Below are 25,383 nucleotides of genomic sequence, written 5' to 3'. Positions count from 1 at the left end.
GCGCACGCGATCACCCGCGCACACGTGTGCGCGGTTCGCCGTGCCACCGTGCACGCAGCACAGAGTATGGCACTCAGTGCCACTCGTAAAGGCACTCCGTACCCTCAATGTGCGGGGTCCCAGCCCCGCCCCAGCGTCGTCTCGATCTCCTGCACGACCCGCCACAGGGGCGCCCCGCGCCGTGACACGACGACCACCACGTCCTCCGGCTGCTCCACGGCCGGCGGCACCGGCCCGCCCCCGAACACCGTCTGCACGTAGGCCATCGCGTGGTCGACCGCCGTGCTCGCCTCGCCCTGCCCGTCCGAACGCAGCCAGGAGCGCAGCGCGTTGTTGTGCGCCGCGACCACCGCCGCCGCGATCACGTCGGCCTGCAGGGTGCCGTCCCGGCGGGCGGCGAAACGCCGGCGCAGGTACTCGGCGAGGGCCCGCTCGTAGCGCCACACCACCGACAGCTCATAGGCGCGCAGCCCGGGCACCCGCTTGGTGAGGCGGTAGCGCTGCACCGAGAACGTCGGGTTCTCGGCGTACATCCGCAGGACCAGCCGGGCCGCGTCGCAGACCCGCCCCACGGGTTCGTCGTCGTCGGAGCCGTCGGCCAGGAAGGCCGTCATGTCGGCCAGGCACCGCTCGTGGTCCGGGAAGACCACGTCCTCCTTGGAGGGGAAGTAGCGGAAGAACGAGCGCCGCCCGACACCGGCGAGCGCCACGATGTCGTCGACGGTGGTCTGCTCGTACCCCCGCTCCAGGAACAGCTGGAAGGCCGCCGCCACCAGGGCGTCCCGCATGGGTGGCTTTGCGGCGCCGGCCTCGGCCTTCTCGGAGCTCATGAGCGGGAACGTAGCACCCATAAGACCCTTCATGGCACTCAGTGCACTCCTGGGGAGGTACTGAGTGCTCTGCCAACCGGACCGCTCGGCCTCTGAACCGGGGGCGCGGCAGCCGCGTATCTAGCGGCAGGACGATCCTCGAAGCCGGGCGCCCCGGGCCCGGACGAAGGAGAGCAGCGTGTCGACACCGTCCGAGCCCCGGCCGCCGCACGACGGCCCGGCCCTCGAACCCATCCGCGTCCTGCGGCCCCGCCGCACCGACGCCCTCGCGGAACTGATGCGGGAGTTCCGCCAGGACACCGGCCAGGAGGACAGCGGCTACGAGTCCGCCGCGCTCCCGGGGAGGCAGCCTGCCGCCTCCGAGGCCCTGACCCAGGAACTCCCGCCCGTCGCCCGCGCGACCCGCCCGCGTGCGGACGCCGTACCCCCGGGGGCCGGGCTGCGCCGCGCCGCCGTCGCGGTGGCCGTCCTCGCCGCCGCCGTGATCGGCTTCGGCGGCGCGCTCCTGCTCCGCGGCGAGCCCGGGGACGCCGGCGCGGCGCCCGCGCCCCACCCGCCCCGGTCCGCCGCCCCCACACCTGACCCCACCCCCACCCCCACCCCCACACCGCCCGCTACGGCAGCCGTGGATCCCGACGGCACAGGCACCCTGCGCGAGGGGGCGAGCGGCCCCGAGGTGACCGAACTCCAGCAGCGTCTCCTGCGTATCCCGGACGTCTACCGGGACGGCTCCACCAGCGGCAGCTACGACCCCACCCTCACCGCGGCGGTCGCCCGCTTCCAGCTCTGGTACGGCATCCGCGGCGACGAGACCGGCGTCTACGGCGACGACACCCGGGCCGCGCTGGAGTCCCGCACCGATGTGTGACCATGGCCGGCATGGACGAGTTCATCGACCGGCTGAACCCCGACATGTACGTGGTCACGGCCGCCGCGGGCGGTGAGCGGGCGGGCTGCCTCGTCGGGTTCGCCTCGCAGTGCTCGCTGCGGCCCGTGCGGTTCGTCGTGTGGCTGTCCGAGCTCAACCACACCTTCCGGGTGGCCCGGAACGCCGAAGTCCTCGCCGTGCACCTGCTCGGCCGCGAACAGCACGGCCTCGCCGAGCTGTTCGGCGGGCACACCGGCGACCGGACCGACAAGTTCCAGGACGTCCGCCTGCGGGAGGCGTACGGCGGGGCCCTCGTCCTGGAGGACGCCCCGGCCTGGTTCGTCGGCCGCATAGTGACGCGCGCCGGTGGCGGCGACCACATCGGCTTCGTCCTCGACCCGGTCGAGTGGGGCGGACACGAGGGCTGTGACGGGCCGTTGCTGCGCCTTTCCGACGCCCTCACCATCGACCCCGGTCACCCGGTCGACTGACGCCGCTGCCCGTTCCTCGAACGCAGGGCAAGGGCTGGGGAAAGCAGCGCAAGGGCGGGGCCACCCGGCGTCACCCTGGGCCGGGGCGACGCACGAGGCGCCCGAACCGCCGCGAACCGAAGGCCACGCGCATGAACGGCTCCCGCATCCCGGGCCTGGTGCTGCCCACCCTGTTCCTGCTGGCCCTGCTCGTGGGCCTGTGGTGGTACTGGAGGCACCGCGGGGACTCGTGAGGCGGCCCCGCCCCTATCGGTCCCGGCCCCCGGGAACCCGGACGTCCACCACGCACACGTCGTCCCGCCGCTCGTCCGGCAGCATCCGCGCGAGCAGCGGCCCCAGCGACCCGGGCCCGTCGCCGTGCGGGGCCGCCACGGCCTCGGCGAGCTGCTCCAGACCCCGGTCGATGCTGTCCGGGGGGTGCTCGACCAGGCCGTCGGTGTACAGGATGAGCCGGTCGCCCGGGTCGAGACGGCACTCCGCCTCCTGGTAGACCGACGTGGCGGTCGCCCCGAGCAGCATGCCGCCGGGGCGCCGCAGGTACCGCGCCTCGCCGTCGCGCAGCAGCAGCGGCGGGGGATGCCCCGCCTGGGCCCAGACCAGGCGCCTGCGGCGGGGGTTGTAGCGGGCCAGCACCATCGTGGCGCTGGCGTGGGAGTCGCGCGAGTGCAGCAGCAGCGTGTTCAGCCGGGCGAGCGCGCCGGTCAGCGACGAGCCCGTGATGACCATGCCCTTCGCGGTGAACCGGAGCTGGGCCATCGTGGCCACGGCGTCGACCCCGTGCCCGGCGACGTCGCCGACCACCAGCAGCGCGTCCCCGTCGGGCAGTTCGATGGCACTGAACCAGTCGCCGCCGACGTGCACCCCCGACTGGGCCGGGAGGTAGGCGACCTCGACGCGCAGCCCGGCCAGGTGCACGGGCCGGTTGGCCATCGGCAGCAGCGCGTGCTGGAGCCGGGAGGCCAGGGTCCGCTCGGCCTGGAGCACGTCGTGCTGGGTCAGGATCGCCCGCTCGCTCTCGACCAGCGCCAGCTCCGCCCGCCGCCGGGCGGTCATGTCCTGGACGAAGCCGTGCACCTCGACGGGCGTGCCGTGCCGGTCGGACACCGCCTCGGCCACCAGCCGCAGATGCCGGACGACGCCGCTCGTCCGGATCCGGAACGGCACGTCGAACGGACGCCCCTCCTGGAGGAGCTCGTCGACTGCGCGGGTCAGCGCGGGTGTGTCCTCCGGCAGCGCGAGCTCCGGCACCTCGGTCAGGCCCACCGGACCGTGCGCGGGGTCCCGGCCGACGAGCGAGAACACCTGGCTCGACCAGGAGGCCTCCTGTGTGACCAGGTTCCAGTTCGCCCAGCCGAGATTGCCCAGCCGCTGCAGGTCCGCCAGCCGCTGCTCCTGCCGGTCGGAGGAACCGTGCCGGATCCACGACACCACGAGGGCGTCGCCCAGCGGCGCGACCCGGCTCGTGTACAGCGACAGCTCGGCGACGCCCGCCACGACCTCTTCGTGCGCGAACGGCTCGCCCTCGTACGCCTTCCCGGTGGTCAGCACCTGCAGGCAGCCCCGCCACAGCGGCTCGGCAGCGAGGGCCGGGCGCAATTCCAGCAGCCGCCGCCCGGCCGGTTCCTCACCGGTCCGGCCCAGCAGGTCGCCCACCTGGGCGGTCGCGGCCTCCACCCGGAAGTCCTCGATGCCACCCGTCGCCGCCCGCAGCGGCGTGAGCAGCATCGCCGCGACCGGCAGCGCCTCGAACAGCGCCTGCACCGCGTCGGTGGCGGCGTCGGCGCTCCGCTCGGGCGGGGTGTCGAAGGCGCGCAACCGGCCGGCGCACAGCCTGGTGAGGCCCCGCAGGTGGGCGCGGTCGCGCGCGGTGAACGCCCCGGCACGGCCGCGCAGCACGCCGATGCAGACCTCGGTCCGGCCCGCGGTGAGCACCGGCAGCCAGGCACGCGAGCGCCACCGGCCCGGAGGGTCGCCGATGAGCAGGTACTGCCGCTCGTCCTCGGCGAAGTCCTCCAGCCAGCGCGGCTCGCCCGCTTGCAGCGCGTCCAGCGCGGCCGTTCCGCTCAGCGGCGGTACCTGGCGCCACTGGGCCGCCAGTTCGTCGTCGACGCCCGCGTGGCCGATCAGTCCGAGGCCGTCGTCGGGCCTGCGTGCGTAGATCAGGACCGCGTCCGCCGACATGTCGGGTCCGAGATGCTCCAGCAGACACCGGGCGAGGTCGTGCGGTGTCATCACCCGAACGAGGGCTTTGCCGAGGCGGGCCAGGGCGGCGGTGACGTCGTCCGGCACGGCCGACTGCTCCAGGGCGGCCGCCTCGGAAGCGGGGCTCCCGATGCCGGCGGCCTCGCTCGCCCCGCTCGGGCCGGCCGACGCCGGAGCGAGGCCGCCCAGCGTGATCCAGCACTCCTCCAGCAGGGTGTGACGGGCGGCCTTGGCCCGCTGGAGCAGCTGCTCGCCCGCCGCGTCGGCGGTACACCCGGTCAGCGCCATCACCGCGCCCTTGGCCCGTTCCACGACAGCCGAGGTGGCCGCCTGGTCGCGCAGCCGGTCCAGTTCGGCGCGCTGCCGGGCGACGATCTTGGCCAGTTCGGCCAGGTCCGGTGCGGCACCGGGCTGCGCCGGCGTCACGGGCTCGCTCGTCACGCGTTGAGCATTGCACACCTGGCCCGAGGGGAAGAACGCCTTGTGCGCACCTCTTGATCCCCCGCCTCGGGCACCCCGTCGGTCACACCGGCCTCGCGGGCACGGTCAGCGGCCGTCGTGCGGATACAGCCACAACCGCAGCAGCCGGCTGAGCCGTGGCATCACCAGGTAGGTCAGGAGCGGCAGCAGGACCAGCGGGAAGACGGCGGCCCGCAGGGGCAGGGGCCAGCCGGTGGTGTGGGGCGTCACCAGCCACTGGACGAGCAGGGTGAAGGGGTACGCGCCGAGGAAGGTCGTGAGGACCATCTTCCACCGGGGCGGGGCCTGCACGGTGGTGCCGGGCAGATCGAACCAGGTCTCCATCCCGCTCGTCGACTGGCGTTCGCTGCTGACTTCGGTGGCGATGTCCCCGATCCGCCGGTGCCAGTTCGCTCGCTCCTCGGACTCCAGCCAGGCGGCCAGCCGGTGCTGGTCGGACCAGCGCAGCACCGCGTGGTAGCGGTGGCCGTCCTCGGGTGCCAGCCAGGAGACGCCCTCGTTGCCGGGGAATTGTCTGGCGCAGCGGGTGATGCCGTGCGTCCATTCCTCGAAGCGCTGCTCCTGGCCGGGGCGCACCTGCCAGGTGAGGACGGTGGTCACCGGTTCGCCGCGCCGGACTTCCGTGGTGCTCATTCACCCACGGGTGCCACGCGACGGCCTGGTCATGCCCGCCCGCTCACGGCTGGCGGTTCGCCTCCACCAGGGCCTGGGTGACCGCCCGGACGCTGCGCGCGATGTGCTGGAGCTGCATGACCTCGGCCGCGTACAGCTTGATCGTGTGCTCGATGACGCCCTCGTGCAGGCCGAGCCCGGGCAGGTCGGCGCGGGCGGTCTGGAGGGCGGTGCGGGCGACCCGAATCTCGTTCTGGACCTGGATCTGGGCATGCCGTGCGAGGAGGACGGGGTGCCGGATGAACACCGGGTATCCGGCGTAGCGCGTGGGCACCAGCTCGCGCAGCCACTTGGCCGCCGAGCGCTCCCAGTCGTAGCTGCCTGGCATCTTGACCTGGCAGGGCCAGTCCGGGCTGATGCGCGTGGTCGTCAGGGGCATGATCATCGCTCTCGGGTGTGCGGCGTCGTGAGGGTGGACGACGAGTCGGGGCGGCCCCGGCCTAGGGGATGACCGGGGCCGCCACGAACACCCGGGACGCCGGAGTGGGTAGGACCCGGCTCCACGGGTGCGGAACGGATCCGGGACAACCGGGTCGCGATCCGTGAGCAGTATTTATATATGCCAACCGGTTTGCAAGGAGCATGAAAACATTCATGCTCGCTTTGTTGTGAATGGTCCCTGTGGGATCGGCCGCGTGCCCCTCAGTCCCGGAGGAAGAACTGGTGCTGGTCGGCGACCTGCTCGTACTCCTCCAGCCGGGCCTGCGTCCGCTCCGGATCCGCGTCCGTCATGGCCTGCAGCAGCGCCGAGCACATCACGCCCGGAGCCGCGTAGGAGTCGAAGACCAGTCGCGAACCGGTCCCCAGGGCGAAGACGACGTCCGCCTCGTCCGCGAGCGGCCCGAGCGCCAGGTCGGTGATCAGGGCGACCTTGAGCCCGGCGCCCCGGGCGACCCGCACGGCCGTCAGGGTCTCCTGGGCGTGCCGGGGCATGGAGAACGCCAGCACCCACGTGCCACCCGCCTCACGCGACTGCAGCAGCGCGTCGTAGGCGACGCTGCCGCCCCGCGTCACCAGCCGGACGTCCGGATGGATCCGGCGGGCGGCGTAGGCGAAGTACTCCGCCAGCGAAACGGAGATGCGCAGGCCGAGGACCGTCAGGGGGGCCGACGAGGAGAGCTTGCGGCCGACGTCGATGACCACGTCCGGGTCGGCGAGGTCGCGCCGCAGGTTCTCCAGGTTCTCGATCTCGGTGTCGACCGCCGCCTGCAGTTCGTTGCCCCGGTTCTCGTCGGCCGCACCGACGGCGAGGGTGCCGAGCGCGATCGACTGGAGCTTCTCTCGCAGCGCCGGGTATCCGCTGAAGCCGACCGCCGAGGCGAACCGCGTCACCGAGGGCTGGCTGACGCCGACCCGGTCCGCGAGATCCGTGATCGACAGGAACGCCGCCTCGGTGATGTGCTCGATCAGGTACTGCGCGATGCGCCGCTGCCCGGGGGACAGCCGGGGCCGGTCGAAGAGTGCCCGGAGCTGGGCGGACGGGGAGACCTCCGCTTCGGGGGCGGCCTTCCCCGAGGTGATCGCGGATGCCTGTGCGCGTGCCTGCTGCGGCGATGGCAACGGTGCGCCTCCTTCGTCTCCCACGGACGTTCAACATAGCTCACCCACCGTGGTGACCAGGGCTTCTTCCGGGAGCATGAGCTGCCCCGCACGGGGTTACCCGTACGCCGGGCGGGAACCCGCCGCCGCACACGATCCCGAGAGGAGCCACCGAATGACCGTCCCCGAGGAGAACCGTCCCAAGACGGAGACCACCGACGAGCTGCTGGGACACCACGACGAGGACCGCTCCCGGGCGCCGGGCGGAACCGGCCGCACGATGCGCGAGGCCCTGGAGGAGGCCGAGGTCCGCCCCGACGACTACGACGACCGGTAGGGCTTCCCCCGGCATCCCCGACCCGACCGACGACGCTTCCGGCAGGAGAGACGGCATGGGCGCGCTGAGTGCGCTGGAACAGACCCTGGAAAACCGATGGGACGCGCTGTGGGCGCGGCTCCTGGACAAGGAACCGGTCGAGATCCTCGACGCGCTGCGACGCGAGTGCGACGACAACGCCGTCGTGTGCCGTGAGGGCCGCGTCATGGTCCCCAACGCCTACGACGTGGAACTGCCCGACGACGTGCACGACCACCTGACCCGCACCGGCACGGACGTGGGCCAGGCCCTCACCGACAGCCTGTCCCGCCACGCCGAACGCCGCGGGTACGAATTCGCCGGCCCGCTGGCGGTCCACGTGGCGAGGTGCGCCGACGTGCCCAACGGCCGTTACCGGGTGGCGGGCCGGGTCATGCGGCATGTGAGCGCGGACGGGTTCTTCTACGCGACCCACTGACCCACGCGTTCCGGAGCACTCACCGGCGATACACCGTGATCGAGTGCCCGACGTCGTCGACGGGGCGGCTGCCGCGGAGCAACCCGGCCAGCCGCCCCGTGGCCTTCGCGGCGGCGGAATCGGACACGGCGAGCACTCCGCGCACCTCACGGGCCGGCACCCGCAGGGGGTCCGAGGCGCGGATGCCGTAGAAGGACGGCACCCCGCTGCCCTTGTAGACGAGCCAGACCCGCTCACCCGGGTACCGGTCGCGGAGCCGTTCCGCGAGCCGCCCCAGATCCTGCCCCCAGTCCACGTTCGAGTCGTGCAGCCACTCCCGGGTCCTGCCCGGCCCCCCGAACGCCTCGTTGGAGTACGGCAGATAGTAGGGGTACGCCCGCACCGAACTGACGGCGGCGAACGCCACCAGCACGGCCACTCCCAGGGACACCCACCGCCGCCGCACCACGAGCGCGCAGCCCGCCCCGACCGCCAGGAACAGCGGCAGGAACACGGCGTACCGGGTCCCGAGGTCCCGCGCCGCCTGCATGGCCGCCACCAGCAGCACCAGCGGAGCCGCCAGCACATACGGTGCGGCCGGCCGCAGCCGCCGGGCCGCGACGACGGCCCCGACGCCCCCGGCCCACAGCGCAAGCGCCCCCAGCGGGGTCTTCACCAGCAGCGCGGCCGGCAGGTAGTACCAGAGCGAGCCGTCGTACCGTCGCCCGAACAGAAAGCCCTGCCAGGGCCGGTTCTCCAGACCGAACTGCACACGCATCCCGTCGCGATAGGCCTCCGGAAACGGCATCGTCCCGACCAGCAGCCCCCGCAGTCCGCGCACCACCGGCACATGCTGCTCCGGGGTCCAGCGCAACCGCGGATCGACCATCAGATACGTGGCCCACACGAGCGCGATCGCGGCCAGGGCCACCAGGCCGACACCGGCGAGCGCCCGCCGAAGACGCCGGTCTCCCGCGGACGCCTGCCACACCGACACCCCGGCCAGCACCATGAGCACCGGCACAGCGGGCAACACACTCATCTTCGTGGCCAGTGCGGCGCCCAGCGCCACTCCCGCGAGCGGCACGTACAGCCGTGGCCTCCGGCGCGCCCGCCACAGCAGCCACGCCGACGTCAGGACGAACCCGGCCGCCGGCACGTCCAGCGTGGCGAGCGAGCCGTGGGCGATGACGTCGGGGGAGAAGCAGTACAGCGCGAGCGCGGCCAACCCCGCGGCGGGCCCGGCCAGTTCACGGGCGAAGGCGAACACCACCAGCCCGAACGACAGGGTCAGCGCGATCACCGGAAGGCGGGCCCACAGCATCAGCCGCCAGGGGTCGTTGCCGGACTCGTACAGCAGATGCCGGCCCGACTCCCCCTGGTCTGCCGTCACATCAAGGTCGACCTTCGGATTCGCGAGGGCGACGCCCACACCGATGACCAGCTTGCCCAGCGGGGGATGCTCGGGGTTGTGCCGCAGCCGGTGTTCGCGCACGTATTCCGCGGCGGCGCCCACGTACACCGGTTCGTCGATCGTCGGGGTCTGCCGCACGGCGGTCGTGACCATCGAGAAGGCCATCTGGGCGAGCAGCACGCCCACCAGGAGCGGCACCGGCCACCATCCGGCGGGCCGGTGCGCGCGGTGGGCGGGAGGCGAGAGCGACACGGGCCGGGGAACGGCGGGAGCGATCCGGAGGTCCCTCATGGACCCACTCTGCATCAGCCCCCGCCGTGGAAAGCGCTACCGCCTCACGAGTCGCACCGACAGACCGCCAGCGGTGTGGACGGGCACGGCCCGCAGCGTCTCCGAGTCCAGCTCGACACGGTCGAACCGGCCGCGCAGCCGGGAAGCGGACAGCACCGGTACGGTCGTCCCCGCCACCGGCGACCGCTCGGCGTCCAGCCGCAGCGACAGCACACTGCCCCGGCCCAGCAGGACCCGGCGGCCCACCGTGAGCGCCGGGCCGTGGTTCCCGCGCAGCGGCAACTCCAGCGTGGACTCGCACTCCTGGACGTACGAGCCGCGCACCCGCAGCACCTTGTCCGCGCGCAGCGTGCCGCCCGTGACCCGGACGTCGCCCTCTCCCAGGGCGTTCGCCGAGGCGGCGACCAGCGTGCCGGCCTCGACGACGGTCCCGCCGCGGTAGCGGTTGTGGCCCGTGAGCGTGAGCGTGCCCGTGCCGCGCTTGGTCAGCCCGCCGTCTCCCTCGATGTCGTTGCGCCAGCTGTCGGCCGCGTGGAAGCCCCCGGCCGCCGCGTCCAGCGTCACGATGACGTCCCGGTCGAAGGCGCCGTAACCGTCCGCCGCGGCGAACAGGTTGAGCCGGCCCCACTGCTCGAAGCCGTCCAGCAGGACGTACCCGGAGGGCAGTGCGGTCGTCCGCAGCACCTCGCGCCGCTGGGCCGCGGTCAGGTACGGCAGCCTCGTCTCCAGCAGCACCTCCGCGCCCTTGGGCACGGTGAGCGGGTCCTTGCGGCCGCGGCGCGGCAGGACGTACGTCAACCGGTGCCCGACCGCACGGGCGTTGGCCTCGCGGTCGGCGTAGGCGTCCCCGGCGCCCGGGTGGGCGTAGTCGTACAGCGTGTCCGCCGTCGTGCCGGCCCGCTGCGTGAAGTAGGCGAGGGCCTGGGCGCGGGCCGCGGTCTTGAGCTCCGCGTTCGCCGGGTCCGCCAGCGTCGCGGCGGTCAGGGCGGTGGCCATGATCCGGCCGCCGATGACGTCGACGGTGGAGTGCATGCCCGACATGATCCGAGTGTGGCTGAGCTCGAACGCCCGCGTCACGAGCTCCTGGAACCGCTCGGGCACCGCGTACGCCAGGGCCAGGCCTGCCAGGTGGAAGGCGTTGGTGTGGCCGCTGGGGAAACCGCCGTCCTCCGCCGCGTTCTCGGAGCGCTGGCGCAGCAGCTGCGGGGCGACGACCACGTCCGAGTCGTACACCGGGTAGCCGAGGGCGTCCTTCTCCCCGGTGTCGACGACCTCGCTGTCCTCGTTCATCCGCCACGGGCGCGGGTACTGGAAGGTGAACTTGGCCGGGTTTCCCGAGGCGAACGGCCCGCGCACGGTGTCCACCAGCCTGGCCACCCGGCCGAGGTCCGAGTCGTACGAGCCGGCCCCGAGCGCGGACCCGGCCGGGGCGTCGGCGGGCAGGGTGTCGTTGATCTTCCCGGGGGGAGTGCCGTCCGGGGCGGTGGTGATCGACGTGACCGCCTTGGCGCCCGCCTTGTACAGCCCGGCGAGCGGGCCGAGACCGGCGATCATGGCGTAGCTCTGGTGCTGACGGTCGTAGAGGAAGGCCTCCTTCGCCTGCGCCTCGGTGCGGGCCTGCGTGATGAGGGCGCAGTAGCGCATGTTGGCGCGCAGCACCTCGCGGTCCAGGACCAGGCCGGTGTCCCAGGCGTCGCCGGTCTTCCACACCTTCGACATGCCGCCCAGGATCCGGACGACGGCGTTGGTCTCCGGGGTCTGGTTCGTGACGACGTTCGACGTGTAGTCGTCGACGAACGCGGCGAAGCCCGTGGCGGCCTTGGCGTCCGCTGCGCCGAGCCACGACACGACGGTGGGTGCGGCGAGCAGGCCCGCCGAGGCACCGAGGGAGGTCCTGAGAAAGCCCCGCCTGTCGACGGTGGCGGGGGAGCGGTGCCCGGCTGATGACGGCATGGGTGCGCCTCTCTGGAATTCTGCGAGGAAGGTGTCATGGCGTTGCGCGACGGTGCTTCGGCCGTGCGGCCGGGGGGTGCGTGTGCTGCTTCTGGTGCCTCTGATGACTTCTGTGGCACCTGTTGCGTACGAGCGAAGATCTACGGCCGTGTGGTGACCCTTCGGCGAGGGTCCGGCCACCAGGTCGTGTCCGGAAGGTGAACGGCGGCCGGGCTCACAGAAGCGAACGGGCCAGGACCAGCGCGCCCTCGACCGGCGGCACCCGCAACGGCTGCGGCCGGGCCCCGGGCAGGGACTCGGCGAGCGCGGCGGTGAACGCCTCGTACAGGGCGGGCTGGGCGAGCACGGTGCCGCCCGCCACCACCACGTCGTCCACCGGGACGCCGCGTGCGGCGAGCCGTACGACCAGCCCGGCGAGCGCCCGCCCGCCCTCGGCGATCACGGCCCGGGCGAGCGGCGAGCCCGCCGCGGCGGCGGCGAACACGGCGGGGGAGCGACGGCCCCACTCCGCGGAGACGTCCGTGGCGGCCTCCAGGGCGGCTCCCAGCGCGGGCACCTCGGCCACCCCGAACGCGGCGACCAGCCCGGTCGCCAGGGCGTCGGGCTCCTCACCGCGGTCGTGCGCGGCCCAGACGGCCCGTGCCGCCTCACGGACGAGGCCGGCCGCGCCGCCCTCGTCGCCGAGGACCGCACCCCAGCCGCCGACCTGGACCGGAGCACCGTCGGGCAGCCGCCCCACGGCGACCGAACCGGTGCCGGCGACCAGACCGACGCCCTTGTCCAGCCCCGCGGCGGGGACGAGCAGCTCGGCGTCGCCCACGACCAGGGCGGGGACCCCCAGCCGCTCCTGAAGCGCGGCCCGGATCCCCGCGCACTGGCGTGGTGTCTCACAGGCGTGGCCGCCCACGGCGAGCGCGGACGGCCGTACACCGGGAGGCAGGGCGTCGGCGATCAGTGCGGCCAGCCAGTCGGCGGCGGCCCCGGAGTCGTGCGGCCGCCATCCGCTACTGCTGCGGACGCGGTCGACGAGATCCTCGCCGTCCGCAAAGGCGCGCAGATGCGTCTTGGTGCCGCCCACGTCGATACCGACCGCGTAAGGCGTGGAGTCCTGCACGGGTCCTCTTTCGTCGTTGCGCGGACACGGCGAACGGCAGGCGAACCGCGCGCCGGACCACGGCAGTTGAAGAGGTCAGGAAGCCCCGGGACGGGCTTCTGTCGAACACGGCAGGCGAGTACCGTGAAGTTCGTTAGGAAGTTAACTAACGAAGTAGGGTGCGCGTCAAGAGGCACGGAATTCCCGGTGCCGCGCGACCTTCGCGACCGCCTGCTCGGCCGCAGCACGACCTGGGGAGACCATGCACCTGAGTGAGAGTGCCCGTGTGGTGTTCGACGTACTGGCGGAGACGGGAACGGCCACCCGCCCCCAGCTGGCGGCCGGTGCGGGCCTTTCCAAGCCGACCGTCTCCACCGCCGTGGCCGAGCTCGAGGCCGCGGAGCTCGCCGCCCACTCCGGGCGGGCCTCCGGCGGCACCGGCCGCAGCGCCGCCGTCTACCGGCTCGGCCCGGCCGCCGGAGCCGTGCTCGCGGTCGATCTGGGGCCCGCCAAGACGCGGGTACGCGGATGCGCGCTGGACGGCACGATGCTCGCCGAGGGCACCGGATCCAGATCCGAGGCGGCCGGCACCGTCGCCGAGGTGCTCGACGCGCTGCCCGCCGGGGCCCCGCTGCGGGCCGTCGTCGTCGCCGTCGGCGACGTCCCCACCCGGGACGGGCAGGGTGCCGGGGAGCGCCCCGCGACCGCCAAGGCCGGCCCGGTCTTCGATGCCATGGCCGTCGCGCTGCCCGAGGGTGTGCCCGTCCACCTGGAGAACAACGTCAACTGCGCCGCCCTCGCCGAACTGCACGAAGGTGCCGCCGTCGGCCGTGACACCTTCGGCTACCTGCGCATCGGCGTCGGCATCGGTCTCGCCGTCGTCATCGGCGGCCGGGTGCTGCGGGGCGCGAACGGCGCCGCCGGTGAGGTGGCCCGCCTGCCCTACCCCTGGGACGAGAGCCGCGCCCCGCGCCACGAGGGCCTGGAGCAGCGCATGGGCTCGCGCACGCTGCTGCGCCGGGCGGCGGACGCCTGGCAGGAGGCCGACGGCCCCCTCCCGCGCACCGCCGAGCGGCTCCTCACGCTGGCCGGGCAGGGGCACGCCACGGCCCGGTCGGTGATCGACGCGCACGCCGCCGACGTGGGCCGGCTGGCCGCCGCCGTCGCCGCCGTGCTGGACCCCGGCCTGATCGTCCTCGGTGGCGGCACCGGCGCGGACCCGCAGCTCCTGCCGGGAGTGCGGGCCGAGCTGGCCCGGCTGAGCTGGCCCACCGAGGTGGTCAGCAGCGTGGTGGGCGACACCGGCACCGTGGCGGGCGCCAGCAGGCTCGCGGTCGCCCATGGAATTCAAACCGTGACCGGAGCTGTGCGGGCGAAGCATTGACGGCTGCGCCATCGGTCTGCCAATGTCCGGACAAGCGCTTTCTGAGTCGGCCGGGACGCCGACTCCGGGTGAGCCTCCCGCCCGTACGCGAAGTACGGCAGCCGCACGAGGGCGTGCTTGTGCGACGCCGGCCGTCATGGCCGGGGACCCCACCCGTCAAGGCGATACGGCCGGGCGAGGCCGTGCCCCCGGAAAGCGAAATTTCCTGCAAAATGCACCCGTGCCGCCTCGGCTGGCGCCGTGCTTCTTCCGCTACGACGAAAAGGGATTGAAGATGACCAGTGTGGGTGTGCGGCGCTCCCGCCGACTCGGCCGTGGCGGCATACGCCGCGTTGTTCCCCTCGCTGCCGTGGCCACGGCAGGTGCCCTTCTGCTCTCCGCCTGCGGGTCGGGGTCCGACTCGGGCGGGAACGCTAAGTCGCTGACGTTCTGGATCTCCACGGTTCCGGGGCAGGACGCGGGCTGGAAGAAGATGGTGGCGCAGTACAAGAAGGAAACCGGCGTCGACGTCAAGCTCGTCAACATCCCCTACGACGGCTACCCGACGAAGCTGCACAACGCCGCGCAGGCGAACTCCCTGCCCGACGTCGCGGCGGTGCCGGCGCTGGACCCGATCTGGGCGAACAAGCTGATCGACCTCAGCTCCATCGCCAACAAGAAGAGCAACAAGATCAACCAGAATTTCCTGGCCAAGGACTCGTCCGGGAAGGTGCTGTCCATCCCCTCGGACGTCACCGCGTCCGGCCTGTTCATCAACAAGACGCTGTTCGAGAAGGCCGGCGTCTCCTTCCCGGCCTCGCCCCAGAAGACCTGGACCTGGACCGACTTCATCAAGGCGGCGGACAAGGTACGGGAGAAGACCGGCGCCAAGTACTCCCTGACGTTCGACCAGTCGCCGTCCCGGCTTCGCGCCATGGTGTACGAGATGGGCGGGAAGTACGTCCACGCGGACTCCTCCGGCAAGTTCTCGGTGGACGCGGCGACCAAGAAGGCCGTGAAGTACTTCGTCGGTCTGAACGACGACAAGACCATGCCGAAGTCGGTGTGGACCAGCGGCGCCGACCCGTCGGCCATGTTCCAGAGCGGTGACGTGGTCGCCTACTGGTCCGGCGTGTGGCAGGTTCCCGCCTTCGCGGACAGCATCAAGAAGTTCGAGTGGGCGAGCGTTCCGACTCCCGCCCAGCCGGTGCAGGCCAGCGACGTCAACAGCGGCGGCATGACGGTGGGCTTCAACAACAACGGCGCCGCGGCCACCGCCGCGACGAAGTTCCTGTCCTGGCTGTACGAGCCGGCCCACTACCAGGCGCTGTGCGAGGCGTCCGGGTTCCTGCCGGTCGAGAGCGGTCTGAACCCGAAGTACCCGTTCAAGTCCGAGGCGGCGCAGGCGGCGTTCAAGCTGTACAACGAGTCGATCCCGCTCTACGCCCCGATCTCCGGCTACTTCAACACCGCGCAGACGAAGTGGGTGCTGAAGGGCAAGAGCCTCACCGAGGACCCGACCAAGACGGAGCTGGGCAAGGCGATCAACGGCCAGCAGTCTGCCGACAAGGCCCTGCAGAACATCGTGGACGGCTACAACCAGCAGGTCGGCGGCTGAGCGCAGTCCGGCAGCCCGGGCGGCGGGGTCGTCACACCGCCGCCCGGCCTCGGGGCCGACGTGATGCCGGGTTCATGACCTGAGCCCACAGGAACCCACTTCACCAGCACGGAGTCAGGAAGATGACAAAACGCGCCTCGGACGTGTCCGCGAGCCCGCCCAGGAGACGCAGTAGCTACACCCTTGCGCCGCTCGTCCTCATCGCGGCCAATGTCGTGCTCTTCGCGCTGTTCTTCGTCTGGCCGGCGGTGATCGGGCTCGTCTACTCCTTCACGAACTACACGGGCGTAGGGGCGTTCCAGTTCGTCGGGCTGGACAACTACCAGCACCTGTTCGGGGACTCCACCTTCTACGACGCGCTGACCCGGACGCTGCTGTACGCCGTGCTCTTCGTGCCGATGAACTTCGTGTTCTCGCTGCTCATCGCCAACGTGGTGGTGAGCAAGCACGCCAAGGGCGCGTCGCTCGCCCGCGTCATCTTCTTCATCCCGTGGCTGCTGTCGCCCATCGTCGTGGGTGTCCTGTGGCGGTGGCTGTTCGGTGAGAACTTCGGACTGGTCAACTACCTCATCCACGAGCTCGGCGGGCACGCCGTTCCGTGGCAGTCGAACGCGGACCTGTCGCTGCTGGTGGTGGTGATGGCGGCGTCCTGGGCCTGGACGGGCTTCTCGATGCTGCTGTTCATCGCGGCGATCAAGAACGTGCCGGTGTCGTACTACGAGGCCGCCTCGCTGGACGGCGCCGGCCCGTGGCGTCAGTTCATCAGCATCACGCTGCCGAGCATCGCGCCCACCTCGTTCATCGTCATCCTGCTCAACACGATCAACGCGATGAAGGAGTACCCGGTGTTCGTCGCCCTCAACAACGGCGGACCCGGAACGTCGAACAACCTGCTCGTCCAGTACATCTACGAGACCGGCTTCAAACGGGGTCAGATCGGCTACGCGAGCGCCGCGTCGTTCGTGCTCATGATCATCCTGATGGCCGTCGCGATCATCCAGCTGATCGCCAACCGGCGGATGGAGAACCGATGACAACCACAGACATGCCACGCCCGGTCGACGCCGGTCCCGGACGGGCCGTCTCCAAGAAGCGGTCCCGCGGGGCGGGCGGCGGTGGGCTCCGGCGGGCGGTGCCCGCGACGACACTGCTGTGGATTCTGGCCTGCCTCTACGGGCTGCCGGTGCTGTGGTTCATCCTCAGCTCCCTCAAGCCGGCCTCGGATCTGTTCTCCTATCCGCTGACGCTGGTTCCGCACGACCCCACCCTGTCGGGTTACCTGACGGCCTGGCGCAGTGCCAACTTCTCCCAGTACTTCATCAACACGGCCATCGTGTGCGTGATCACGACGATCCTCACGGTGGGAGCCAGCTGCTGCACCGGATACGCGCTGGCCAAGTACGACAACAAGTGGCTCAAGGTGTTCTTCATCTGCATCCTGGCCACCACGATGCTGCCGTCCGAGGTCATGCTCGCCCCTGAGTTCCTGGTGGTCCGCAACCTCGGCCTCTACAACTCGTTCAGCGGCATCATCCTCCCGGCCGTGCTCACCGCGACCGGATGCTTCATGTTCCGCCAGTTCTTCCTGACGGTTCCCGACGAACTCGTGGAGGCCGCACGCATCGACGGCGCCCGCGAACTGTCGATCTTCGTGCGGATCATGGTGCCGCTCTCCCGGCCCATCATGCTGACCCTCGCCATCCTGTCCTTCCAGTGGCGGTGGAACGACTACATCTGGCCGCTCCTGATGCTCAACGACCCCAACAAGTTCACCGTGCAGATCGGCATCCAGAGCATCGTCGGCGCGCAGAACATCAACTGGTCGGTCCTGCTCGGCGCGTCGGTCATCTCCATGATCCCGCTGATCGTCATCTTCCTGGTCTTCCAGCGCTACGTCATGGGCGCCGACATCAACGCCGGACTGAAGGACTGACCGTGCCCACGCCGCTCGACCACGAGTTCGTCCGCGCGGTGGCCCGCGCCGCCGACCGGCTGGCCGCCCCGCTGGCAGCCGGCCCCGACGAGGAACCCTCCGGTGTGCCCCACCGCGCTCTGGCACGCCGGGTGAAGACCCTGGTCGCCGCGTACCGGTCCCCGGACTCGGCACTGCACGGCAGCAGGCAGGCCGTCGCCGCCGCGACGACCCACCTCCGCGTCCTGCGTGCCGCGCAGACGACCACCGGCCTCTTCGCCGGTGGCGACAACGTGCAGTCACCGCCGGACTCCGGATTCACCGTCAACGACGTGTGCGACGCGCACGTCCTCGCCGCCGCCGCGGGGCCCGAACTGCGCGACGTCACGGCCACGCTCGCCGAGATCGCCCGCGCCGCCTCCGGCAGTCTCCTGACCGGTGGGGTGCACACCCCGAACCACCGCTGGGAGCTGTGCGCGGCGCTGGCCCGGCTGCACCGGTCGTTCCCCGACGACCGGCTCCTCGACCGCATCGAGGAGTGGCTGTCCGAGGGCGTCGACATCGACGCGGAGGGCCTGTACTCGGAACGGAGTGCCAACTACGCGGCCCACGTGTCCAACCCGTCGCTGCTGCTGCTGGCCGACGTGCTCGGCCGCGCCGACCTGCGGGACGTCGTCGAACGCAATCTCGCCACGACCCTGGACCTCATCAGGCCGGACGGCACGGTCGAGACCGTCCACTCACGACGGCAGGACCAGAACCACCCGTTCCCGCTGGCGCCCTACCTGGCGCACTACCGCCTGCTCGCGATCCGCACCGGCCGGGGCGACTTCAGCCGGGCGGCGCGGCTGGCGGCCGCCGGCGGCATCGACGACCCCGACCTGCTCGCCGAGACCCTCCTCACCCCGGACCTGAGCCGCGCCCTGCCGGCGCCGGCTGCCGAGGAGCTTGCGCGGGGCCGGTACATCACCACCGCGCGCCTCGCCGCACGCGGCTCGGCCACCGCGCACACGGTGGTGTATGGCGGCTCCGACGTCCCCCAGCACCGGCGCATCCGCTCGGGCCTCGCCTGCAATCCCACCTTCCTGCGTCTGTTCGCCGGCGACGCGGTCCTCGACGCGGTCCGCCTCTCACGGGGATTCTTCGACCTGGGCCCGTTCCGCGCCGCCGCCGTGCAACAGCCCGCCGACCACCGGTACCGGCTCACCGAAACCCTCACGGCCGCCTACTACCAGCCGCTGCCGTCGGACCGGCGCCGGGACGACGGCGTCTACCGTTTGGCGGACGAGGGGCGCTTCTCGGCTGCGATGGCCTTCCCGGACCGGCCTCGGGACGAGGTCTCACACACGACCCGCGTAGAGGTGGACCTGCGGGAGGACGGTGCCGACCTGCGGATCGACATCAGCGGACCACGGGTGCCCTGGGCCCTCGAACTGACCTTCCGCCCGGGCGGTGTACCGGAGGGCGCCGTACCGATCGGCGACGGGCGCTGGTGCCTGACGACCGGACCGATGACCTACCGAGCCGGTGAGGACGAGATCCGGGTCGAGGCCGACGTCGAGGCAGGCGAGCCGCTGGCCGCGCCGGACCGGAGCGACGTCCTGCGGTACGACCCGGGGCAGGACTACACCGTGGTGGGCGGCACCGATGCGACGACCGGAAACCGCGTCTACATCGGTGGCCACGGCCCGCACACGCTGACCGTCGCACTGCGCGCCCGCCGGCCCGCACCCGTCGTGTGACCCCCGACGACCCCGCGCCGTGGCCACCTCAGGGATGAAGTGCACGTCTTCGGTTCGCCGCGGCCCGGCGGGCGACGCGAGCGGGGAACCGGAACCGACGCTGTCCGCCTGAGGACGGCTCACCCCTCGCAGGCCGGGTCCACGACCTCCGGCGTCCGAGCGGCGAGTTCCCCGAGGGGCTCGCCGCTGAGCCGGCACACCTTCCACTCGTCCAGGAGTTCCACCCCGAGCGACGTGTAGAAGTCGACGGTCGGCGTGTTCCAGGCCAGGACCCACCACTCGAAGCGGTCGTAGCCGTTGCGCCGGCAGGTCGCGGCGAGGGCCGCGAGGAGGGCCTTGCCGTGCCCCGAGCCGCGCGCCTGCGGCCGTACGTAGAGGTCCTCCAGGTGCATGCCGCGCGTGCCCGTCCAGGTCGAGAAGCGCGGGAACCACAGGGCGAAGCCCACGGCCTCACCCGTGTCGTCGTCCTCGGCCATCAGCGCGTGGGCGGCCGGATACGCACCGAACAGGGCCTCGCGCAGCTGCTCCTCGGTCGCCCGGGCCTGCTCGACGGCCCTTTCGTAGGCGGCGAGTTCACGGATCATCGCCCGGATCTCGGGGATGTCGTCCAGGGTGGCGTGTCTGATCATGCGCAGATCATGCCTCGCCCCGTCCCGGCCACGCCTGCACGCCAGGCAGTGCCGGCTCCGGGACGATCAGATCCGCCCGGCCCCGGGTCGCCGCCACCAGCTCGGCGTTGCGCTCGTCCGAGCGGGACACCCAGGCCACCGCCTCCTCGTGCGTCTTGCCGAACCGCTCGTGCCGGGCGACCAGCCGGCGGACGCGCTCGCGCTCGGGCGGCTCGCAGAACCACACCTCGTCGAGGAGGGGGCGGACACGGCGCCAGGCACCGGTGTCCAGGAGAAGGTAGTTGCCCTCGGTGATGACCAGACGGGCCGTAGCAGGCACCGGGATCGCGCCCGCGACCGGCTGTTCCAGGACGCGTTCGAAGGCCGGGGCGTAGACGACGTCGTCGGGCTCGTCGCGCAGCCGCCGCAGCAGGGCCGCGTAGCCGGCCGCGTCGAACGTGTCGGGGGCGCCCTTGCGGTCCCGGCGGCCGAGGCGCTCCAGTTCGGCGTCGGCGAGGTGGAAGCCGTCCATGGGGACGTGCGCGACCCAGGGCTCACCGGTGCCGTTCAACTCCCGCACCAGGTGTTCGGCGAGCGTCGACTTGCCCGAGCCGGGGCTGCCCGCGATACCGAGGATCGCGCGCCGGCCGCCCTGCGGGAGGGCCCGGGCGCGGTGAACGAGGTCGTCGAAGGTGAGCGGCACAGGGAGAGTCTGTCACCCGGGTCCGGACCGGAGCACCGGGTGCCCCCGCACCCTCGCGCCCCCGGCGTGTGGCGTGCGCCACTCACTGGAACATCTCCGGGCGGGGAACCGGACCTGTATGACGCAGCTCGGTCTCCCCGAAGACATCCACGCCTGTCTCTTCGACCTCGACGGCGTCGTCACCAAGACGGCCGTCGTGCACGCCGCCGCCTGGAAGGAGATGTTCGACGCCTTCCTGCGCGAGCGTGACGGCGCGGACTTCCGGCCGTTCGACGCGGCGGACTACGACGAGTACGTCGACGGGCGACCACGCGCCGACGGTGTGCGCACCTTCCTCGCCTCCCGCGGCATCGACCTGCCCGACGGCGACCCGGACGACCCACCGGGCGCCGAGACCGTGCACGGACTGGGCAACCGCAAGAACGACCTGGTCCTCGAGAAGATCCGTACCGACGGCGTCGAGGCCTACGACGGCACCCTGCGCTATCTGGAGGCCGTCCGCGCGCACGGCCTCCGTACCGCGATCGTCTCCTCCAGCGCCAACTGCCGTGACGTGCTGCGCTCGATCGGCGCCGAGCACTTCTTCGACGTACGCATCGACGGCGTGGTCGCCGCCGAGCGCAAGCTGCCCGGCAAGCCGCACCCGGACACGTTCCTCGCCGCCGCCGCGGACCTCGGTGTCGAGCCCTCCGCCGCGGCCGTCTTCGAGGACGCCCTGGCCGGTATGGACGCGGGCCGCGCGGGCCGTTTCGGGTATGTCGTCGGAGTCGACCGGGTCGGGCAGACCGACGCGCTGTACCGGCACGGCGCCGACATCGTGGTGAAGGACCTCGCCGAACTGGGGGACACGCAGTGATCACACAGCGGGCGTACAGCGTCGAGCCCTGGACCGTCCGCGAGTCGGAACTCAACCTGGACGTCCTGGCGCAGAGCGAGTCGGTGTTCGCCCTGTCCAACGGCCACATCGGCTGGCGCGGCAACCTCGACGAGGGCGAACCGCACGGCCTGCCCGGCTCCTACCTCAACGGCGTCCACGAACTGCACCCGCTGCCGTACGCCGAGGCCGGCTACGGCTACCCGGAGTCCGGCCAGACGTCCATCAACGTCACCAACGGCAAGGTGCTGCGGCTCCTGGTCGACGACGAGCCGTTCGACCTGCGCTACGGGCGGCTCGTCACCCACGAGCGGACCCTCGACCTGCGGCGGGGCGTCCTGGAGCGGGTCTGCGAATGGACCTCCCCGGCCGGCTCCACCGTCCGGGTGCGCTCCACACGCCTGGTGTCTCTCACCCAGCGCGCGATAGCCGCCGTGGCCTACGAGGTGGAGCCCGTCGACAGCCGCACCCGCGTGGTCGTCCAGTCGGAACTCGTCACCAACGAGAGCCTGCCCGAGCCGGACGGCGACCCGCGCGCCGCCAAGGCGCTGAAGTCGCCGCTGGAACCGGAGGAGGACCTCGCCACGGGCAGCCGGCTGCGCCTGGTCCACCGCACGCGCCGCAGCGGCCTCAGGGTCGCCGTGGCCGCCGACCACACCGTCACCGGCCCCGAACGGACCACCACGAGCAGCGAGTCCAACGTGGACGTGGCCCGGCTGACCATCACCTCCGTCCTGGAGCCGGGGGAGCGGCTGCGCGTGGAGAAGCTGGTCGCGCACGGCTGGTCCGGTGCCCGCTCCCGGCCCGCGATGAGCGACCAGGTCGAGGCGGCCCTGGCAGCGGCCGGGCACAGCGGCTGGCAGGGGCTGCTGGAGGACCAGCGGGCCTACCTCGACGACTTCTGGGAGCGCGCCGACGTCGAGATCGACGGCGACGAGGAGATCCAGCAGGCCGTCCGCTTCGCCCTGTTCCACGTCCTGCAGGCCGGGGCCCGCGCCGAACAGCGCGCCATCCCGGCCAAGGGACTCACCGGCTCCGGCTACGACGGCCACGCCTTCTGGGACACCGAGGCGTTCGTGCTGCCGCTGCTGACGTACACCGCGCCGAAGTCGGCTGCCGAGGCCCTGCGCTGGCGCCTGGACACCCTGCCTGCCGCCCGGGAACGCGCCGCCCAACTGGGCCTGCGCGGCGCCGCGTTCCCCTGGCGCACCATCGAGGGCTCGGAGGGCTCCGCGTACTGGCCGGCCGGCACGGCGGCCTTCCACGTGGGTGCCGACATCGCCGACGCCGTCGTGCGGTACGTGGCCGTCACCGGCGACGAGACCTTCGAACGCGAGGTCGGTGTGGAGCTGCTGGTGGAGACCGCCCGTCTGTGGCGCTCCCTCGGCCATCACGACGACCGGGGCGCCTTCCACATCGACGGCGTCACCGGGCCGGACGAGTACAGCGCCATCGCCGACGACAACACGTACACCAACCTCATGGCCCGGGCGAACCTGCTCGCCGCCGCCGACGCCTGCAAGCGCCACCCGGACGAGGCCGCGCGGCTCGGCGCCGACGAGGAGGAGCGGGCCGCCTGGCGGGACGCCGCCGAGGCCATGCACGTCCCGTACAACGAGGAACTGCGGGTGCACGAACAGCACGCCGGGTTCACCCGCTACCAGCGCTGGGACTTCGACCGCACCGGCCCGGACCGGTACCCCCTGATGCTCCACTTCCCCTACTTCGACCTGTACCGCAAGCAGGTCATCAAGCAGGCGGACCTGGTGCTGGCGATGTACACCTGCGGCAGCTTCTTCGAGGAGTACTTCGACGAGGAGCAGATCGCCCGGAACTTCGCCTACTACGAGCCGCTGACGGTCCGGGACTCCTCCCTGTCCGCCTGCGTCCAGGCCGTCATGGCCGCCCGGGCCGGCCATCTCGACCTGGCCGGCGACTACACGGCCGAGGCCGCGCTGATGGACCTCGGCGACCTGGAGCACAACACCCGCGACGGACTGCACATCGCCTCGCTCGCCGGTACCTGGATGGCCCTGGTCGCCGGGTTCGGCGGCCTGCGGTGCAGCGACGGCGCACTGCGGTTCGCGCCCCGCCTGCCCGAGCGCTACAGCCGGCTCGCCTTCAGGGTGGGTTTCCTCGGCCGGTGTCTGCGCGTGGAACTGACAGCGGATCAGGCCACGTACACCCTGACCTCCGGCCAGCCCCTGACCATCCACCACCACGGGAGCGAACTGACGGTGAGCGAGGAGGCACCCGTCTCCCGGCCCATTCCCGAGCTGACCCACCGCCCGGCCCCCAGCCAGCCACCGCACCGCGCCCCGCACACCCGCTGAGCCTGCCCCCGGTCAGGCACTTGGCCGAGTTCCGCCCTGCACACCCCCGCCCCGCGGGTTAGCTTGATCGTGTTTTCCGATCATCGGGGTAAGGGGCGGAACATGCCTGACGGTGCGAGTGCCATCCTCGTCAGAAGGCGAGGACGCGAACGGCCGGCCGGGCCGCGCATCACCCGCATGGCGCGCGGCAACCGGCCGCTCGCCGCCCTGGCCGTCGTCTTCACCCTGGCGCAGCTCGCCCTCGTCCGGCCCGTCCTGGGCCTCGGCTGGGACGAGATCGTCTACGTCAGCCAGGTCACCACCCACCACCCGGCGGCCTTCTTCAGCGCCCCCCGCTCGCGCGGGGTCTCGTTGCTCGTGGCGCCGGTCGCGTCCTGGTCGTCGTCCGTCCCGCTGCTGCGCGTCTACCTCGCCCTGCTCTCCGGACTCGCCCTCTACCTGGCCCTGCGCGCCTGGCGGGGCCTGTTCCCGACCCGCGTCCTGGTCGTCGGCGGGGCCCTGTTCGCCTCCCTGTGGCTGACCCTCTTCTACGGCCCGCAGGCCATGCCCAACTACTGGGTCGCGATCGGCGCCCTGATCGGCGTCGGCTGCTTCCTGCGCGCCGGGGCGGAACGTCCCGCCCCGGCGGTCCTGTGGAGCCTGGCGGCGGGCGCCGCGCTCATGGCGTGGATGCGGCCCACCGACGCGGTCCACGTGGCCGTGCCGCTGCTCGTCCTCGCCCTGGCGCGCCGCCACTGGCGGCTCCTTCTCGTGCTCGCGGCGGGACTCGCCGCGGGCGCCGTGCCCTGGGTGATCGAGGCGTACGTCGGATACGGCGGTCTGGGGGAGCGGCTGGCGGAGGCCTCCCGCATCCAGGGCGGACTGGGCTGGCAGATCGCCGTCGACGACCAACTGCGCAGCCTGGGCGGACGGGCCCTGTGCCGGCCGTGCACCGGGGTGATGCCCAGCCCCCTGGTCACCGTCTGGTGGTTCGCCCTGCCCGTCCTGGCCGGCCTCGCACTGGTCGTCGCGGCCCGGGCCCGGCGCCCGGAACGGACCGCGGTCCCCCTGGCCTGCGCCACCACGGCCGCCCTGCCGTACCTCTTCATGATCGGCTACGCGGCGCCGCGCTTCCTCCAGCCGGCCTACGCGCTGCTCGCTATCCCGGTCGCGGACGCCCTGTGGCACCTGGTCAAAACCCCGGGCGGCTCATGGCGTCCGGTGGCCGTCACGCTCGTCGCGCTCGGCCTGGCCGGGCACGTCGCGGCGCAGCTCGCCGTACTGGACGGCGCCGTGGCCCGCAACACCGAGAGCCGCCGCGACTGGGGCCGCACCGCCGACGCCCTGCACCGTCTCGGCGTCCACCCGCCCTGCCTGCTCACCGGCCACGAGGCCATCCCGATCGGCTACTACACCGGCTGCTCCTCGGGGGCGACGTCCGGCAACAACGAGAACATCACCGTGGCCGGCATCCTGCGCACCGCGGACCACCTCCCGGTCGCCCACCTCGCACCCGCCGGCGCCACCCCGCCCCGCTACGCCCGCTCCTGGCCCGTGCACCGGATCTCGGACCTGGACGTCCGTGTCGCACCGGGTCCCTGACATCCCGGGACGCGTTTCCCACCCGCCCGGCTCAGGTAGGAGT

22 protein-coding genes are annotated in these 25,383 nt (G+C 72.3%); 12 read left to right on the top strand and 10 right to left on the bottom strand.

Going from position 1 to position 25,383, the window contains the following annotated elements:
• Positions 1-104: 104 nt before the first annotated feature.
• Complete coding sequence (locus ACFY9E_RS39480; RefSeq protein WP_390993409.1) at positions 105-788, bottom strand: TetR family transcriptional regulator; 684 nt, start codon at positions 786-788, stop codon at positions 105-107.
• A 220-nt stretch (positions 789-1,008) separates the two neighbouring features.
• Here ACFY9E_RS39480 and ACFY9E_RS39475 point away from each other — a divergent pair, with 220 nt between their 5' ends.
• A complete protein-coding gene (locus ACFY9E_RS39475; RefSeq protein ID WP_390993362.1) occupies positions 1,009-1,698 on the top strand; it encodes a peptidoglycan-binding protein in 690 nt (229 codons plus the stop codon).
• A 2-nt stretch (positions 1,699-1,700) separates the two neighbouring features.
• Positions 1,701-2,189: a flavin reductase gene (locus ACFY9E_RS39470; protein WP_390993360.1), complete on the top strand. Its 489-nt coding sequence runs from the start codon at positions 1,701-1,703 to the stop codon at positions 2,187-2,189.
• 246 nt (positions 2,190-2,435) lie between these two features.
• Here the strand turns inward: ACFY9E_RS39470 and ACFY9E_RS39465 are convergent, their stop codons facing one another.
• From ACFY9E_RS39465 to ACFY9E_RS39450, 4 genes are all read right to left on the bottom strand, one after another.
• Positions 2,436-4,832, bottom strand: a complete 2,397-nt coding sequence (locus tag ACFY9E_RS39465) for a SpoIIE family protein phosphatase (RefSeq protein WP_390993358.1) — start codon at positions 4,830-4,832, stop codon at positions 2,436-2,438.
• A 105-nt stretch (positions 4,833-4,937) separates the two neighbouring features.
• Positions 4,938-5,504 (bottom strand): antibiotic biosynthesis monooxygenase, encoded by a 567-nt coding sequence (locus tag ACFY9E_RS39460; RefSeq protein WP_390993356.1) that lies wholly within the window; start codon positions 5,502-5,504, stop codon positions 4,938-4,940.
• 43 nt (positions 5,505-5,547) lie between these two features.
• Positions 5,548-5,928 carry a hypothetical protein gene (locus tag ACFY9E_RS39455; protein WP_390993354.1) on the bottom strand — a complete coding sequence of 127 codons (381 nt, stop codon included), beginning with the start codon at positions 5,926-5,928 and terminating at the stop codon, positions 5,548-5,550.
• Between the two features lie 257 nt (positions 5,929-6,185).
• Positions 6,186-7,103 carry an SIS domain-containing protein gene (locus ACFY9E_RS39450; protein ID WP_390993352.1) on the bottom strand — a complete coding sequence of 306 codons (918 nt, stop codon included), beginning with the start codon at positions 7,101-7,103 and terminating at the stop codon, positions 6,186-6,188.
• 154 nt (positions 7,104-7,257) lie between these two features.
• On the opposite strand from ACFY9E_RS39450, the gene ACFY9E_RS39445 reads away from it, so the two are divergent.
• The gene (locus ACFY9E_RS39445; protein ID WP_390993351.1) at positions 7,258-7,419 is read left to right on the top strand and encodes a hypothetical protein; all 162 of its coding nucleotides are present in this window, start codon (positions 7,258-7,260) and stop codon (positions 7,417-7,419) included.
• 55 nt (positions 7,420-7,474) lie between these two features.
• Entirely contained in the window at positions 7,475-7,876 is a 402-nt protein-coding gene (locus ACFY9E_RS39440; RefSeq protein ID WP_390993349.1) for an FhaA domain-containing protein, read from the top strand.
• A gap of 19 nt (positions 7,877-7,895) precedes the next feature.
• Here the strand turns inward: ACFY9E_RS39440 and ACFY9E_RS39435 are convergent, their stop codons facing one another.
• The 3 genes from ACFY9E_RS39435 to ACFY9E_RS39425 form a co-directional block, all read right to left on the bottom strand.
• Complete coding sequence (locus tag ACFY9E_RS39435; RefSeq protein WP_390993347.1) at positions 7,896-9,560, bottom strand: phospholipid carrier-dependent glycosyltransferase; 1,665 nt, start codon at positions 9,558-9,560, stop codon at positions 7,896-7,898.
• Positions 9,561-9,596: 36 nt separating this feature from the next.
• On the bottom strand, positions 9,597-11,513 hold the full coding sequence (locus tag ACFY9E_RS39430) for a phosphatase PAP2 family protein (RefSeq protein WP_390993345.1): 1,917 nt from the start codon (positions 11,511-11,513) through the stop codon (positions 9,597-9,599).
• Positions 11,514-11,727: 214 nt separating this feature from the next.
• Positions 11,728-12,627 carry a BadF/BadG/BcrA/BcrD ATPase family protein gene (locus ACFY9E_RS39425; protein WP_390993343.1) on the bottom strand — a complete coding sequence of 300 codons (900 nt, stop codon included), beginning with the start codon at positions 12,625-12,627 and terminating at the stop codon, positions 11,728-11,730.
• A gap of 241 nt (positions 12,628-12,868) precedes the next feature.
• Here ACFY9E_RS39425 and ACFY9E_RS39420 point away from each other — a divergent pair, with 241 nt between their 5' ends.
• The 5 genes from ACFY9E_RS39420 to ACFY9E_RS39400 all read left to right on the top strand — a co-directional run bounded on the left by ACFY9E_RS39420 (position 12,869) and on the right by ACFY9E_RS39400 (position 19,241).
• Entirely contained in the window at positions 12,869-13,990 is a 1,122-nt protein-coding gene (locus ACFY9E_RS39420; RefSeq protein ID WP_390993341.1) for an ROK family protein, read from the top strand.
• Positions 13,991-14,264: 274 nt separating this feature from the next.
• The gene (locus tag ACFY9E_RS39415; RefSeq protein ID WP_390993339.1) at positions 14,265-15,587 is read left to right on the top strand and encodes an extracellular solute-binding protein; all 1,323 of its coding nucleotides are present in this window, start codon (positions 14,265-14,267) and stop codon (positions 15,585-15,587) included.
• 122 nt (positions 15,588-15,709) lie between these two features.
• On the top strand, positions 15,710-16,621 hold the full coding sequence (locus tag ACFY9E_RS39410) for an ABC transporter permease subunit (RefSeq protein ID WP_390993337.1): 912 nt from the start codon (positions 15,710-15,712) through the stop codon (positions 16,619-16,621).
• Positions 16,618-17,520, top strand: coding sequence for an ABC transporter permease subunit (locus ACFY9E_RS39405; RefSeq protein WP_390993335.1), 903 nt, complete (start codon positions 16,618-16,620; stop codon positions 17,518-17,520). The genes ACFY9E_RS39410 and ACFY9E_RS39405 overlap by 4 nt, the downstream gene beginning before the upstream one ends.
• A 2-nt stretch (positions 17,521-17,522) precedes the next feature.
• The gene (locus ACFY9E_RS39400; protein WP_390993333.1) at positions 17,523-19,241 is read left to right on the top strand and encodes a hypothetical protein; all 1,719 of its coding nucleotides are present in this window, start codon (positions 17,523-17,525) and stop codon (positions 19,239-19,241) included.
• 119 nt (positions 19,242-19,360) lie between these two features.
• Here the strand turns inward: ACFY9E_RS39400 and ACFY9E_RS39395 are convergent, their stop codons facing one another.
• Positions 19,361-19,870 carry a GNAT family N-acetyltransferase gene (locus ACFY9E_RS39395; protein WP_390993331.1) on the bottom strand — a complete coding sequence of 170 codons (510 nt, stop codon included), beginning with the start codon at positions 19,868-19,870 and terminating at the stop codon, positions 19,361-19,363.
• A 7-nt stretch (positions 19,871-19,877) separates the two neighbouring features.
• Complete coding sequence (locus tag ACFY9E_RS39390; protein ID WP_390993329.1) at positions 19,878-20,552, bottom strand: nucleoside/nucleotide kinase family protein; 675 nt, start codon at positions 20,550-20,552, stop codon at positions 19,878-19,880.
• Between the two features lie 118 nt (positions 20,553-20,670).
• On the opposite strand from ACFY9E_RS39390, the gene ACFY9E_RS39385 reads away from it, so the two are divergent.
• The 3 genes from ACFY9E_RS39385 (at position 20,671) to ACFY9E_RS39375 (ending at position 25,340) form a co-directional block, all read left to right on the top strand.
• Positions 20,671-21,408, top strand: coding sequence for a beta-phosphoglucomutase family hydrolase (locus ACFY9E_RS39385; RefSeq protein WP_390993327.1), 738 nt, complete (start codon positions 20,671-20,673; stop codon positions 21,406-21,408).
• Positions 21,405-23,759, top strand: a complete 2,355-nt coding sequence (locus ACFY9E_RS39380) for a glycosyl hydrolase family 65 protein (RefSeq protein ID WP_390993325.1) — start codon at positions 21,405-21,407, stop codon at positions 23,757-23,759. Before ACFY9E_RS39385 ends, ACFY9E_RS39380 begins: the two co-directional genes overlap by 4 nt.
• A gap of 102 nt (positions 23,760-23,861) precedes the next feature.
• Positions 23,862-25,340 (top strand): hypothetical protein, encoded by a 1,479-nt coding sequence (locus ACFY9E_RS39375; protein ID WP_390993323.1) that lies wholly within the window; start codon positions 23,862-23,864, stop codon positions 25,338-25,340.
• Positions 25,341-25,383: the final 43 nt, after the last annotated feature.

The sequence above is a fragment of the Streptomyces sp. NPDC012466 genome, assembly GCF_042955215.1.
Lineage (GTDB): Bacteria > Actinomycetota > Actinomycetes > Streptomycetales > Streptomycetaceae > Streptomyces.
Note: the sequence above shows the minus strand (reverse complement) of the source record. Positions and strands in the feature narration are given on the sequence as shown.